This is a genomic window from Serratia ureilytica (genome assembly GCF_013375155.1).
GTDB lineage: Bacteria > Pseudomonadota > Gammaproteobacteria > Enterobacterales > Enterobacteriaceae > Serratia > Serratia ureilytica.
In genome coordinates, this window is the sequence record NZ_JABXOF010000007.1 from 104,120 (window position 1) to 118,015 (window position 13,896).

The window sequence follows — 13,896 nt, forward strand, 5'->3', positions numbered from 1 at the left end:
CCTTCCTCTTTTCTTATTGTCATTTCGCCATAGGGCGCGGTTGATACGACGATGGAGCGGAGAGTTCGCCGGCCGGCGGCGCTTCGGGCAGCGTTGGCGGGCTGCTTTCGATCAGGTGCGCCGGGATGGCCGCGTAGTCCTGCTTCAGCCAGCGGGCGAAACCGTAGGTTTTCACCAGCAGCACCAGCAGGAACGGCAGTGCGGTCAGGATCACCGTGGTTTTCATGGTGTCCAGCGAGGCGCCGGTAAACAGGATCGACAGCGGGATCAGGGTGATCACCACGCACCAGAACAGCCGCAGCATCGGGCTGGGATCTTGCCCCTCCTGCAGGTTGCGGGTGCTGGTGGCGGCCATGGTGTAGGCCACGGCGTCCATGTGCGAGGCCAGGAAAATGATCATGATGAACAGATAGGCGGCGAGGAACAGCTTGCCGAGCGGCAGCGCCGTCAGCAGCATCTGCACGGCGGTTTCGCCGCCCTGGGTGCTGAGGATCTCCGGCACGTTGAGCTGCCCGCTGATGAACTGGTGCATGGCGTAGCTTTCCAGCGAGCCGAAGAAGAACCAGCAGCCGAGGGTGCTGCCGAGCAGCAACGCCCAGATCACTTCTTTAATCTTGCGGCCGCGCGAGACGCGGGTGACGAACATCGCCACGCCCGGAGTATAGGAGATCCACCACAGCCAGTAGAACACCGTCCAGCTGCGGCTGAAGCTGCCGTCGCCCATCGGATCGGTGAACAGGCTCATCTGCAGAAAGTTTTGCGCCGTCAGGCCGATGGCGTTGATGGTGTTGTTGATGGTGAATTCGGTCGGGCCGACCAGCAGCACCAGCCCGGCGAAAGCGAATGCGCCCCAGCCGACCATTTTACTCAGGCGCTGCATGCCGCCGTCGATGCCGATGTAAGAGCTGAGACAGAAGATCACCGCTGCCAGCAGGATCACCGTCGCCTGCACCGCGAAGTTGTCCGGGATGCCGGTCAGCGCCGTCAGCCCGCGGGTAAAGGTGGAGGCGGTCAGCACCAGTGAAATGGTGAGGGCGCCGACGGTGGCGACCAGGAAGATCAGATCCACCGCCCGCCCGACCGGGCCGTTGGCGCGCACGCCGGTGATGGCGGAAATGATCCCCGACAGGCTGAGCCCTTTGTTCTTACGCACGTGGAAGTGATAGGCCATGATCAGCGAGGCGAGGGCGTAGGTCGCCCAGGCGCTCAGGCCCCAGTGGAAGAAGGAGTAGCTGATGCTGTATTCCAGCGCCTTCGGGGTGCGCGGCGCGATGTTCAGCCCCGGCGTCTGGTAGTAATACGCCCATTCCATCACCCCCCAGTACAGGGTAGACGAGCCCAGGCCGGCGCAGATGAACATGAACAGCCAGGCCAGCGTGGAGTATTGCGGTTTGCCTTCGCCGAGGCGGATATTGCCGTATTTGCTCAACGCCAGATACAGCACCACCAGCAGGGCGATCAGCACCAGGATTTGAATGGTTGAACCGAACAGCCGGGTGACGCCGTTGAAAATGGTGTTGGCGATAAGCGCGGATTGAGCCGGAAAGAGCATCAGGCAAAGGGCGATCAGCGCAATGCTGCACAGGCTGATGGCGATGAGCGTGACATCCTTTTTGGGATTGCTCTGCATGGGAGTGAACTCCTGTTATCGGTGGTGGGCCGGTGCGCAAAGCGTAGGGTGCGCCCGGGCCTTATTGGCTTGAACCATTTGTTTTGTTACACCGCGAGGAGCAAACCGCCCGGTGGGTCGCTACCGGGAATATTCACTCTTCATTAACATTTTCGAGTGTGCACAAATTACAGGAGGGCCACAATTGGGGCATCTGTAAAAGGATAAAACACAGTATGTAAACAATTTGTTGTGATCTTGACCGGGGTATTGGCGTGCCTTCTGCGGTGGTTTTCAACGGATTTGCGGCAGCGATCGAAGCGGAAAAACGGACGTGGCAAAGCAGGGCGCGGAAGGGCGCCCTGCGCGGGAAAATCTGCGGCGTTTAGCGTTGCAGCAGGGCGGCGATCGCCTGGCCGACTTGCTGGGTGGAGGCGCCGCCGCGCATGTCCGGCGTGCGCGGCCCGTCGGCGATAATGCGCTCAATCGCCTGCAGGATGCCGTCGTGCGCCTGGCGGTAGCGGGCATCGCCGTCGCCGAGGAAGTCCAGCATCATCGCGCCGCTCCAGATCATGGCGATCGGGTTGGCGATGTTTTTGCCGAAAATGTCCGGCGCCGAGCCGTGCACCGGCTCGAACAGCGACGGGAAGTTGCGCTCCGGGTTCAGGTTGGCCGAGGGGGCGATGCCGATGGTGCCGGTGCAGGCCGGGCCGAGATCCGACAAAATATCGCCGAACAGGTTGGAGGCGACCACCACGTCGAAGCGTTCGGGGTTCAGCACGAAACGCGCGCACAGAATATCGATGTGCTGTTTGTCCCAGGCGATATCAGGGTATTGGCGCGCCATCTCCGCCACGCGCTCATCCCAGTACGGCATGCTGATGGCCATGCCGTTGGACTTGGTGGCGGCGGTCAGGCGTTTGCGCGGGCGCTGTTGCGCCAGCTCAAAGGCGTACTTCAGGATGCGGTCCACGCCCTGACGGGTGAAGACCGATTCCTGGATCACCATCTCGCGTTCGGTGCCTTCGAACATCCGTCCGCCGAGCGAGGAGTATTCCCCTTCGGTATTTTCGCGCACCACGTAGAAATCGATATCGCCCGGCTGCTTGTTCGCCAGCGGGCAGGGCACACCGGGAAACAGCCGCACCGGACGCAGGTTGACGTACTGTTCGAAGTCGCGCCGGAATTTCAGCAGAGAACCCCACAGCGAGATATGATCGGGCACCGTGTCCGGCCAACCGACGGCGCCGAAATAGATGGCGTCGAAGCCTTTCAGTTGCTCGAACCAGTCGTCCGGCATCATCTGGCCGTGGTGCTGGTAGTAGTCGCAGCTGGCCCACTCGAAGGTGGCGAATTCCAGCGACAGATCCCAGCGCGCCGCCGCCGCCTGCAATACTCGTATGCCTTCCGGCAACACTTCCCGCCCGATCCCGTCCCCGGAGATGGCGGCAATCTTGTAAGTTTTGCTCATACAGAGGTCTCATTTGTAGGTAGGGGAGATTGACAACACTGTTATCCTATAATTGACTAACTGTTAATCAATCCTGAAAACGGTGAAACATAAAACACGAATCATGAACAATATGCCGATCCTGAGTGACCTGCGGGTGTTCGTGCTGGTGGCGCGCCGCGCCGGGTTTGCCGCCGCCGCCGAAGAGTTGGGCGTTTCGCCGGCCTTTATCAGCAAGCGCATCGCGCTGTTGGAGAAGACGCTGGACGTGTCGTTGCTGCACCGCACCACGCGGCGGGTGGCGATCACCGAAGACGGCGAGCGCATCTACGAATGGGCGCAGCGCATTCTCAACGATGTCGATCAGATGATGGATGAGCTGTCCGAAGTGCGCCAGGCGCCGCAGGGCATGCTGCGGGTGGTCAGCAGCTTCGGCTTTGGCCGGCGTTTCGTCGCGCCGGCGCTGTCGGCGCTGGCGCGGCAGTATCCGCAGCTGGAACTGCGGCTCGACGTTTCCGATCGGCTGGTGGATCTGGTCAGCGAAGGTTTCGATCTGGATATCCGCATCGGCGACGATATCGCCCCCAATCTTATTGCGCGCAAGCTGGCGGACAACCAGCGCATACTGTGCGCTTCGCCGGCGTACCTGCAGCGCCATGGGGCGCCGAAAAACCCGGCGGAGCTGGCGGGCCGTTCCTGTCTGGTGATCAAAGAACGCGATCATCCGTTCGGGCTGTGGCGGCTGCAGGGGCCGAGCGGTGAAGAAACGGTAAAGGTGACGGGCGCGCTGGCGTCGAACCACGGCGAAATCGTGCATCAGTGGTGCCTGGACGGGCAGGGCGTCGCGCTGCGTTCCGCCTGGGACGTGAAAGAGAACATCGACAGCGGCCGACTGGTGCACATCCTGCCGGAGTATTATCAGCCGGCCAATATCTGGGCGGTGTACGTTTCCCGGCTGGCAACGTCGGCGAAAGTGCGGGTGACCGTCGAATTTCTGCGCGACTATTTTCGTGAGCACTACGGCGAAACGGTGCCGGCGAGTGAAAATCCGTCGCGGTCTTAAGGCCAAAAATGTGCGCCAGATCATCTTATGCTCGTAAAATTCCCGTCCGTTACCTGAGGAACTGTCGCACGTGTTCCTTTTGCCAAAACTTTGGTTTATGCTCAGCTGAAGCGTTTCAGTTGAAGCACTCTTCGACAGAAATGCCGATGTGACGGCGGTGAAAAACCGCTGAGGCGCGGGAATAATGCAAACTCGGCGATTCACAGCGGGCGGTACGATCCACTACTCTATGCGGGTTAGTGAGACAACCAGTCAGCGCCGGGCGGCGCCGGTGAGTCAACCCGGCGTGGACGGCCCTTTTTCAGGAGCAGCATGACCATCCGCATAGCGATAAACGGCTTTGGCCGCATCGGCCGCAGCGTATTGCGCGCACTGTACGAATCGGGCCGACGGGCGGAAATCTCCGTGGTGGCGATCAATGAGCTGGCGAACGCCGAAGGCATGGCCCATCTGCTGAAGTACGACTCCAGCCATGGCCGCTTCGCCTGGGATGTGCGGCAAGAGTGCGACACGCTGAGCGTCGGAGACGACGCGATTCGCCTGTTGCACCAACCGGCGGTGGAGCAGTTGCCCTGGGGCGAACTGGGCGTCGACGTGGTGCTGGACTGCAGCGGCGTGTACGGCAGCCGGGCGGATGGCGAGGCCCATCTGGCGGCGGGGGCGAAGAAAGTGCTGTTCGCCCATCCGGGCGGCAACGATCTGGACGCCACCATCGTGTTCGGCGTCAACCATCAGACGCTGCTGGCGGAACATCGCATCGTGTCCAACGCCTCGTGCACCACCAACTGCATTATTCCGGTGATCAAGCTGCTGGACGACGCCTACAGCATCGAGTCCGGCACCGTGACCACCATTCACTCGGCGATGAACGATCAGCCGGTGATCGACGCGTATCACGCGGATTTGCGGCGCACCCGCGCGGCGAGCCAGTCGATCATTCCGGTCGATACCAAGCTGGCCGCGGGCATCACCCGCATCTTCCCGCAGTTTTGCGATCGCTTCGAGGCTATCTCGGTGCGCGTGCCGACCATCAACGTGACGGCTATCGATCTTAGCGTCAGCGTGAGCGCCGCAGTGAAGGTGGCGGAGGTCAACCAGCTGTTGCAAAAGGCCGCACGGGAATCATTTCGTGGTATAGTTGACTACACGGAATTACCATTGGTCTCGATCGATTTTAACCATGACCCGCACAGCGCTATCGTCGACGGTACGCAGACCCGGGTCAGCGGGCAGCACCTGATAAAGACCTTGGTCTGGTGCGACAATGAATGGGGCTTTGCCAATCGGATGTTGGATACAACACGGGCAATGGCCGCCAGCGGTTTCTAGTACGGCGGCGCCGGCGTGATTGGCGCGCTGCTCAGGCAATTTTATAGAGATTCAATAAAGAGGGTTCACCATGTCTGTAATTAAGATGACCGATCTGGATCTGGCGGGTAAACGCGTACTGATCCGCTCCGATCTGAACGTGCCGGTAAAAGACGGTAAAGTGACTTCCGACGCGCGTATCCGCGCTTCCCTGCCGACTATCGAAGCTGCGCTGAAGCAAGGCGCCCGCGTGATGGTAACCTCCCACCTGGGTCGTCCTACCGAAGGCGAGTACAACGAAGAATTCTCCCTGCTGCCTGTGGTCAACTACCTGAAAGATCACCTGAAATCCCCAGTGCGTCTGGCGAAGGATTATCTGGATGGCGTCGACGTCGCCGAAGGTGAACTGGTGGTGCTGGAAAACGTCCGTTTCAACAAGGGCGAGAAGAAAGACGACGAAACCCTGTCCAAGAAATACGCGGCGCTGTGCGACGTGTACGTGATGGACGCGTTCGGCACCGCGCACCGCGCGCAGGCTTCCACCCACGGCGTGGGCAAGTTCGCGCCTGTCGCCTGTGCCGGCCCGCTGCTGTCCGCCGAGCTGGAAGCGCTGGGCAAAGCCCTGGGTAACCCGGCCCGTCCGATGGTCGCCATCGTGGGCGGTTCTAAAGTCTCCACCAAACTGACCGTGCTGGATTCCCTGTCCAAAATCGCCGATCAGCTGATCGTCGGCGGCGGCATTGCCAACACCTTCGTGGCGGCGCAGGGCAACAACGTGGGCCAGTCCCTGTACGAACCTGACCTGATCCCGAACGCGCAGAAACTGCTGGAAACCTGCGACATTCCGGTGCCGACCGACGTGCGCGTGGCGACCGAGTTCTCTGAGACCGCGACCGCGACCGTGAAGCAGGCCAACGAGATCCAGGACAACGAGCAAATTCTGGATATGGGCGACGTCTCTGCCGAGCGTCTGGCCGTTATCCTGAAGAACGCCAAAACCATTCTGTGGAATGGCCCGGTTGGCGTATTCGAGTTCCCTAACTTCCGTAAGGGCACCGAAATTGTCGCCCGCGCGATCGCCGATAGCGACGCTTTCTCTATCGCTGGCGGCGGCGACACTCTGGCAGCCATCGATCTGTTCGGTATCGCTGACAAAATCTCCTACATCTCCACCGGCGGTGGCGCATTCCTGGAATTCGTTGAAGGGAAACCGCTGCCTGCAGTCGTGATGCTGGAAGAGCGCGCTAAGCAGTAATTCAGACAACGGGAGGCGAAAGCCGCCCGTTTGTTTTATACCGCGCGGCAAATGCTGCGCGGCGTGAAAACATCGATTTACATCCATCTACGGCCGACGAAACAGGACAAAGTAACATGTCTAAAATTTTTGATTTCGTAAAACCGGGTGTCATCACGGGTGATGACGTTCAGAAAGTCTTCGCAGTTGCTAAAGAGAACAACTTTGCGCTGCCAGCGGTAAACTGCGTGGGTACCGACTCCATCAACGCAGTGCTGGAAGCCGCGGCTAAAGTGCGCGCGCCGGTCATCGTTCAGTTCTCCAACGGCGGCGCCGCATTCATCGCCGGCAAAGGCGTGAAGACCGATGTGCCTCAGGGCGCAGCGATTCTGGGCGCTATCTCCGGCGCACACCACGTTCACCAGATGGCTGAACACTACGGCGTGCCGGTGATCCTGCACACCGACCACTGCGCGAAGAAACTGCTGCCATGGCTGGACGGCCTGCTGGACGCCGGCGAGAAACACTTCGCCGCTACCGGCAAACCGCTGTTCTCTTCCCACATGATCGATCTGTCTGAAGAGTCTCTGGAAGAAAACATCGAGATCTGCAGCGCCTACCTGAAGCGCATGGCCAAAATCGGCATGACGCTGGAAATCGAACTGGGCTGCACCGGCGGTGAAGAAGATGGCGTGGACAACAGCCATATGGACGCTTCCGCTCTGTACACCCAGCCGGAAGACGTGGCTTACGCGTACGAAAAACTGAACGCCATCAGCCCGCGCTTCACCATCGCTGCATCGTTCGGTAACGTGCACGGCGTGTACAAGCCAGGCAACGTTAAGCTGACTCCAACCATCCTGCGCGATTCTCAGGATTACGTGTCCAAGAAATTCAACCTGCCGCACAACAGCCTGAACTTCGTGTTCCACGGCGGTTCCGGTTCTACCGACGCAGAGATCAAAGAGTCTGTGGGTTACGGCGTGATCAAGATGAACATCGACACCGACACCCAATGGGCGACCTGGGACGGCATCCTGCAGTACTACAAAGCGAACGAAGCTTACCTGCAGGGCCAGCTGGGCAACCCGAAAGGCGCCGATCAGCCTAACAAGAAATACTACGATCCACGCGTATGGCTGCGCGCAGCGCAGACCAGCATGGTGACGCGTCTGGAGCAGGCCTTCAAAGATCTGAACGCGGTAGACGTTCTGTAATCTTCGGCACCTGTTGCATGATGTACAAGGCTCCCTGCGGGGAGCCTTTTTGTTTATGGCAAGCCTGATGCGTGGCTTGGCTTGCCGTAGGCAAAATATAAAAAATAAGGAAAATCAATTTATTGATTTTCGACTGATGATCACAAAGGAGGAAAAACCACGTTTTTTCCTCCTTTGTTTGCAATTTAAAGGCTCCCTGCGGGGAGCCTTTTTCGTTTTCAGCCCAACAGGCCGGCGCCGACGTTGATGGACAGGCCCAGGATCAGCATGTTGAACGCGAAGGAGATCACCGACTGCAGAAGGGTGATCTTGCGCACCTCTGCCGCGCCGACCGCCACATCGGCGGTTTGCGACGCGACCGCGATGGTGAAGGAGAAGTAGGCGAAATCCAGATAGGTGGGATCGGCGAGATTGCCGGGGAACAGCAGCGGCAAAGGATCCTGCTGTGCGCCCTGGCGATAAAACTGATGAGCATAGTGCATGGTGAAGGCGGTCGGCAGAAGCAGCCAGGAGACCGCCAGCGTGGCGCCGGTCAGGAGCAAATGCAGCGTTTTCAGAGAGCCGGCCACCTGTTTGGCGCTGCTCAATTCAAACAGGATCGCCAGTAAGCTGACCAGGCAGCCGAGGCTGACTAACGCCAGCACCATGCTGGCGCTTTCGTCCTGCCGCCGGGCGATTTGGCGAATGTGCTGCGGCGTGCTGACCAGCATCAGCCGCCAGAGAAACAGCAGGTAGAGCCAGGCCAGCGTATTCCAGCCGATCATCAAGCGTTGCAGCAGCGAGAGCTGGGCGGGCAGCAGCAGAAAGCATAGCAGCCCGGCGCCGACGGAAAACAGCAGCCTGGGCCGCACTTGCCAATAGTGTTTGAGCGAAGAGCGAATGTGCATGAAGAACGGATCCCTTGTCGTGAAATGGCCAACGCGCTGTTCTCAGCATAGAAGAAGCGGCGGGCGGTTTCGGCTATTTTTAATGCTGATGGTTGGCATGAGCCTTTAATGTTGGTTACCCTTAGGCGTGGTTTCCTACTGGCCGCCGAGGCCAGTGTATTTTTGCGAGTTTCTCCCGTTAGGGACTGAGTTAGGACGACACGAATGAAAGATTTGAATGTAGTAGACGGCATCAACGGTGCCGGCGACTGGTTGGTGAAGAATCAGGATCTGTTGATCCAGTACGCGGTGAATATCGTCGCCGCCATCGTTATCCTGATCATCGGTTCGATTGTGGCCCGCGTGGTCGGCAATGCGCTGAACCGCGTGATGAAGCTGCGCGGCATCGACGCCACGGTGGCCGACTTCCTGTCGGCGATCGTGCGTTACGGCGTGCTGGCGTTCACCTTCATCGCCGTGCTGGGGCGCGTCGGCGTGCAGACAACCTCGGTGATCGCGGTGCTGGGTGCCGCCGGTTTGGCCGTCGGCCTGGCGCTGCAAGGCTCGCTGTCCAACTTCGCCGCCGGCGTGCTGCTGGTGATCTTCCGTCCGCTGCGCGTGGGTGAATATGTCGATCTGGGCGGCGTGGCCGGTACCGTCGATCAGGTGCAGATTTTCTCCACCACCCTGCGCACCGCCGACAACAAAACCATCGTGGTGCCGAACGGTAAAATCATCGCCGGCAACATCATCAACTACTCCCGCGAACCGAACCGCCGCGTGGATATCGTGGTGGGCGTGGCCTACAACGCCGATATCGACGTGGTGAAGAAGGTGCTGGGCGACGTGATCGCCGCCGACAAACGCATCATGCACGCCAAAGGCGTGACCGTGCGTCTGAACGAGATGGCGCCGTCCTCGCTGAACTTCGTGACCCGTTCCTGGACCACCAATGCGGAATACTGGAACGTGTACTTCGATCTGATGGAAAACTTCAAGCGCGCGCTGGATGCCCACAACATCGGCATTCCGTTCCCGCAGATGGATGTGCACCTGTATCGCACCGAAGACGCTTCCGCCAAGGCGGAATAACAGAGAAGGGGGCCTTGCCCCCTTTTTTATTGCTATTTTCCCCGTATTAGCCAGGCAGCCATTCAATCTGTCTCCGCTGTATCGATATTGGCGCCAAGCCGATATGCGCCTTCGGAAATTGCGGCCTATGACAAGTAGATGCGGGCGTAATAACGAGAAGCTCAATAAGTCGCGGTAAAAACGACTTTTCGTTGTTACTGTTTCCTTCTCTGATACCATAGCTTTCTTGTGGATTGTCGATAGGAAAGGGATGAAATGAAAAGGGCTGTTATTGCCGCATTATTGAGCGTCTTGATCTCTGGATGTGGGCCAAAAGCATTGTCGCCTGAACAAATACAGCAAGTAGACGATTTAAAGTCAGAGCTGGTGAGTACGGATGCCGAGATTGAAAACGCAGCTAAACAGCAGGACACGTTAAACGGCGGCTTGATTAAATCTCTGGTGATGGCGCGACTGGAAATTCTGAAAACGAACAAGGCGCTTATTCAGCAACGAATCAATGCGATCGAGTCTGGATCAAAGGTTGAGATTGTCACGAACCAGACCGCGCCGGATCTGAAGCTGGCGGAAAAGCTCACCGCCGAATTGGCAATGCTGACTCGGGAAATATCGACCGCTAAACAAGAGGCTGCACAATACGATGGTGGTCTGATGGGGTCGATAAAAAAGGCAACGATAGCCACTCAAGAGCAAAGTCTGGCGATGTTGCAGCAAAAATTGCTGTCGGCGAAATATGGCCTGGCCGTTCCGACGATAGCCCATCATGCAACATCAACCGCTTCAAAATCCAATCAGCGGGAAGAACCGGTGGCGAAAGACGCGTTGCTTCCGCCCGGCATTGGGCCGTTTGGACTGCAAATGGGGTTGACGAAAAAGAACGTCGAGGACATGACAGGCGTTACCTTAACGGCAATACCGAATCGTCTTAATATTTATACTACGGAGGTCGTCCCCAAAACGTATTACGCCTTTGAAACCTACATTTTGCTCATCTCTCCCAAGGTTGGTTTATGCCGAATTCGCGCGCTTAGCGGTGATATCAATACAGACAGTTATGGGGTGGAGTTAAAGTCCAGGGTGAAGGACATTGCTAAATCATTGACCGCTAATTATGGCAAAGGAAATGCTACTGATTTGCTGTTGCCGGGGTCGTTATGGAAAGAACCTGGTGATTGGATGATGGGGCTGCTTAAAAAAGAACGCTATTTCGGTATTGACTGGGAAGAGAAAAAAGATAAACCGTTCAAGAACGATTTGCAGGGGATTATGCTTGAAGCGACCGCCGTCAATAGTGGGATTGGGAGCGTTTATCTGCAATATGATTTTAAAAATGTCGATGAGTGCATAAAGGAAGCCAATGACAAGGAAAACAGTGCACTATAGCGGCACGCGCTTTTGAAAAATAACCGATAGGTTAAGGGTTTCTCATGAGAGGCCGAGACGCCATCGATGGCGTCTCGGCCTTTTCTTTTCCGCGAGGTCAGGCGCCAGCGGCCGGTTCCGCGAGCGGCGCGCGACGATGCAGGCTGAGGCGATAGAGCAGGAAGATAGCGACTGCGCCCAGCAGCGCCGGCAGCGCTAGCCAGAGGAAGAACACTTCCGCCGATCCGGCGGCGGTCATCATCCAGGCGCCGAGCATCGAGCCGACGATCGAACCGAAGCGGCCATTGGCCATGGCCCAGCTGACGCCGGTCACGCGGGCAGCGGTCGGGTAAAGGGTGGCGGAGACCAGGTTCAGGCCGTTTTGCGCGCCGGCCACGCCGAAGCCAATCAGGAACACGACGGCGGCCAGCGTATAGACGTCGCCCATCAGATACCCGGTCGCGCCGATCACCAGCGCAGCGCCCAGGTAGGAGACGGCCAGCACGCGGTAGGGCCCGATCCGATCCATCAGCAGCGCCATCAGGATGGCGCCCAGGGTGCCGCCGAGCGGCACCATCGCCCCGATGCGCGAGGCGTGGGCGATATCGTAACCGGCGTCTTTGAGGATCGTCGGCAGCCAGCTGGTGAGCAGGTAGAACACGAACAGCGAACAGAAGAACGCCACCCACAGCAGCAGGGTGCGCACGGCGCGGCCTTCGATAAACAGGTGTGATATCGGCGATGTGGCCTGCGGTGGGCGCTCGTCATCGACAATCGTCACGCCGGCCCAACGCTGGCCGGTGATGCGTTCGACCACCCGGCGCAGCCGATCGGCATGTTTGGCGCTGGCGGCCATAAAGCGTACTGATTCGGGCATCTGCCAGGCCAACAACGGCAGCAGCGCCAACGGCGCGATGCCACCGACCAGCAGCAGGCCGCGCCAGCCGAACGCCGGGATGATCTGCCCGGCCAGCAGGCCGCCCAGGGCCAACCCGGCGGTAAAGCCGCTCCAGCTCAAGGTGACCATCAGCATGCGGCGGCGCGCCGGCGAGTACTCCGAGCTGAGGGTGATGCAGGTCGGTATCGCGCCTCCGAGGCCAATGCCGGTGATGAAGCGCAGCAGGGTCAGGGATTCGATCGAATGCGTATAGGCCGAAGCCAGAGTACAGCCGCCAAACACCAGCACAGCGACGAGCAGCACGCGTTTGCGGCCAATGGCGTCGGCGATCGGCCCGAACAGCAGGCTGCCGATCAGCAGGCCGAACAGCCCCGCGCCGAAGGCGGGGGAGAGCTGAGCGGGCAGCAGATCCCACTCTTCGCGCAGCGCCGGCGCGATATAGCCGATGATGGCGGTATCGAAACCGTCCAGAAGGGCAATGAGGAAACACAGGGTCAGGATCAGGATTTGGTAGGGGGAGATCCTGGCGCGATCGATGATTTCGCTGATGCGAGCGGTATTTGGGCTCATGGTTATTCCACTGTTATTCGGCTTGTGTGGGCTGGCTGAGGGCTGTTCAGGCCAGGCCTGAACCAAAACCGCTGTGGCTGGCATCGCGTAGAAATCCGAGTATACACCAGAGCGGGGGCGTTGCGGGGAGGGGGAATTGCTGATAATCGCCCGCCGCAGGAGGTGTCTGTGGCGGGCGCAGGCAAGGTTATTTGGCTAACAGCTCTCGGCGCACGATCTCGGCGCCTGCGCTTAACGCATTCAGCTTGCCGCGGGCGACCTGACGGGGCAGGGGGGCCATGCCGCAGTTGGTCGACGGATAGAGTTTGTCGGCATCGACAAACTGCAGCGCTTTGCGCAGCGTGTCGGCCACTTCCTCCGGCGTCTCAACGGCATGATTCGCTACGTCGATGGCGCCGACCATCACCTTTTTGCCGCGGATCAGTTCAAGCAGATCCATGGGCACATGCGAGTTATGGCACTCCAGCGAGATGATATCGATGTTGGACGTTTGCAGTTTCGGAAACGCCTCTTCATATTGTCGCCATTCCGAGCCCAGCGTCTTTTTCCAGTCGGTATTGGCTTTAATCCCATATCCATAGCAGATATGTACGGCGGTTTCACACTTAAGCCCTTCAATGGCTCTTTCCAGGGCGGCGATGCCCCAGTCATTCACCTCGTCAAAGAACACGTTAAATGCGGGCTCATCAAACTGAATAATGTCGACGCCTGCGGCCTCGAGCTCTTTGGCTTCCTGATTGAGGATCTTCGCGAACTCCCAGGCTAATTTCTCGCGGCTTTTATAGTGGTTGTCATAGAGCGTGTCGATCATGGTCATCGGCCCCGGCAGGGCCCATTTAATCGGCTGTGTGGTCAGCTGGCGTAAAAATTTGGCGTCTTCAACGAAAACGGGTTTTTGACGCGAGACCGCCCCCACGACCGTCGGCACGCTCGCCTCATAGCGATTGCGGATTTTAACCACTTCGCGTTTTTCGAAATCGACGCCGCTGAGATGCTCGATAAACGTCGTGACGAAGTGCTGACGGGTTTGTTCGCCATCGCTGACGATATCGATGCCGGCCTGTTGTTGCTCTGCCAGTGACAAACGCAGAGCGTCCTGTTTCCCTTCGATGAGTTCTTCATTCTGCAATTTCCAGGGCGACCACAGGGTTTCCGGTTGGGCCAGCCAGACCGGTTTGGGCAAGCTGCCGGCGGTCGATGTGGGGAGCAATATTTTCATGATAGGTG

The 13,896-nt window shown here is 58.7% G+C and carries 11 protein-coding genes; 6 read left to right on the forward strand and 5 right to left on the reverse strand.

What is annotated here, in order from left to right:
- Nucleotides 1-19: 19 nt before the first annotated feature.
- Both HWW83_RS14180 and HWW83_RS14185 read right to left on the reverse strand, forming a co-directional pair.
- Nucleotides 20-1,630, reverse strand: a complete 1,611-nt coding sequence (locus tag HWW83_RS14180; RefSeq protein ID WP_033644733.1) for a BCCT family transporter — start codon at nucleotides 1,628-1,630, stop codon at nucleotides 20-22.
- 364 nt (nucleotides 1,631-1,994) lie between these two features.
- On the reverse strand, nucleotides 1,995-3,080 hold the full coding sequence (locus HWW83_RS14185; RefSeq protein ID WP_176589379.1) for a tartrate dehydrogenase: 1,086 nt from the start codon (nucleotides 3,078-3,080) through the stop codon (nucleotides 1,995-1,997).
- 82 nt (nucleotides 3,081-3,162) lie between these two features.
- Between HWW83_RS14185 and HWW83_RS14190 the strand changes: the two genes are divergently transcribed.
- The 4 genes from HWW83_RS14190 (at nucleotide 3,163) to fbaA (ending at nucleotide 7,881) form a co-directional block, all read left to right on the forward strand.
- A complete protein-coding gene (locus HWW83_RS14190; RefSeq protein WP_273974485.1) occupies nucleotides 3,163-4,122 on the forward strand; it encodes a LysR family transcriptional regulator in 960 nt (319 codons plus the stop codon).
- Between the two features lie 312 nt (nucleotides 4,123-4,434).
- A complete protein-coding gene (epd, locus tag HWW83_RS14195) occupies nucleotides 4,435-5,451 on the forward strand; it encodes an erythrose-4-phosphate dehydrogenase (RefSeq protein WP_004931582.1) in 1,017 nt (338 codons plus the stop codon).
- 70 nt (nucleotides 5,452-5,521) lie between these two features.
- On the forward strand, nucleotides 5,522-6,685 hold the full coding sequence (gene pgk, locus HWW83_RS14200) for a phosphoglycerate kinase (RefSeq protein ID WP_025160206.1): 1,164 nt from the start codon (nucleotides 5,522-5,524) through the stop codon (nucleotides 6,683-6,685).
- 116 nt (nucleotides 6,686-6,801) lie between these two features.
- Entirely contained in the window at nucleotides 6,802-7,881 is a 1,080-nt protein-coding gene (fbaA, locus tag HWW83_RS14205; protein WP_025304179.1) for a class II fructose-bisphosphate aldolase, read from the forward strand.
- A gap of 218 nt (nucleotides 7,882-8,099) precedes the next feature.
- Here the strand turns inward: fbaA and HWW83_RS14210 are convergent, their stop codons facing one another.
- A complete protein-coding gene (locus HWW83_RS14210) occupies nucleotides 8,100-8,768 on the reverse strand; it encodes a DUF1345 domain-containing protein (RefSeq protein WP_033644737.1) in 669 nt (222 codons plus the stop codon).
- A 204-nt stretch (nucleotides 8,769-8,972) separates the two neighbouring features.
- Between HWW83_RS14210 and mscS the strand changes: the two genes are divergently transcribed.
- Both mscS and HWW83_RS14220 read left to right on the forward strand, forming a co-directional pair.
- Nucleotides 8,973-9,839, forward strand: a complete 867-nt coding sequence (mscS, locus tag HWW83_RS14215; protein WP_015378992.1) for a small-conductance mechanosensitive channel MscS — start codon at nucleotides 8,973-8,975, stop codon at nucleotides 9,837-9,839.
- Between the two features lie 255 nt (nucleotides 9,840-10,094).
- On the forward strand, nucleotides 10,095-11,222 hold the full coding sequence (locus HWW83_RS14220; RefSeq protein ID WP_122017004.1) for a hypothetical protein: 1,128 nt from the start codon (nucleotides 10,095-10,097) through the stop codon (nucleotides 11,220-11,222).
- A gap of 97 nt (nucleotides 11,223-11,319) precedes the next feature.
- On the opposite strand, the gene HWW83_RS14225 is transcribed toward HWW83_RS14220, so the two are convergent.
- Together HWW83_RS14225 and HWW83_RS14230 are read right to left on the reverse strand one after the other, a co-directional pair.
- On the reverse strand, nucleotides 11,320-12,669 hold the full coding sequence (locus HWW83_RS14225) for an MFS transporter (RefSeq protein ID WP_176589380.1): 1,350 nt from the start codon (nucleotides 12,667-12,669) through the stop codon (nucleotides 11,320-11,322).
- Nucleotides 12,670-12,856: 187 nt separating this feature from the next.
- Nucleotides 12,857-13,888 (reverse strand): methionine synthase, encoded by a 1,032-nt coding sequence (locus HWW83_RS14230; RefSeq protein WP_033644741.1) that lies wholly within the window; start codon nucleotides 13,886-13,888, stop codon nucleotides 12,857-12,859.
- Nucleotides 13,889-13,896: the final 8 nt, after the last annotated feature.

Excerpts from the sequence above, each read along its gene's own strand:
- mscS (WP_015378992.1), top strand. The coding sequence starts at position 8,973 with ATGAAAGATTTGAATGTAGTAGACGGCATCAACGGTGCCGGCGACTGG.
- HWW83_RS14225 (WP_176589380.1), bottom strand. The coding sequence starts at position 12,669 with ATGAGCCCAAATACCGCTCGCATCAGCGAAATCATCGATCGCGCCAGG.
- epd (WP_004931582.1), top strand. The coding sequence starts at position 4,435 with ATGACCATCCGCATAGCGATAAACGGCTTTGGCCGCATCGGCCGCAGC.
- pgk (WP_025160206.1), top strand. The coding sequence starts at position 5,522 with ATGTCTGTAATTAAGATGACCGATCTGGATCTGGCGGGTAAACGCGTA.
- fbaA (WP_025304179.1), top strand. The coding sequence starts at position 6,802 with ATGTCTAAAATTTTTGATTTCGTAAAACCGGGTGTCATCACGGGTGAT.
- HWW83_RS14220 (WP_122017004.1), top strand. The coding sequence starts at position 10,095 with ATGAAAAGGGCTGTTATTGCCGCATTATTGAGCGTCTTGATCTCTGGA.
- HWW83_RS14180 (WP_033644733.1), bottom strand. The coding sequence starts at position 1,630 with ATGCAGAGCAATCCCAAAAAGGATGTCACGCTCATCGCCATCAGCCTG.
- HWW83_RS14210 (WP_033644737.1), bottom strand. The coding sequence starts at position 8,768 with ATGCACATTCGCTCTTCGCTCAAACACTATTGGCAAGTGCGGCCCAGG.
- HWW83_RS14185 (WP_176589379.1), bottom strand. The coding sequence starts at position 3,080 with ATGAGCAAAACTTACAAGATTGCCGCCATCTCCGGGGACGGGATCGGG.
- HWW83_RS14230 (WP_033644741.1), bottom strand. The coding sequence starts at position 13,888 with ATGAAAATATTGCTCCCCACATCGACCGCCGGCAGCTTGCCCAAACCG.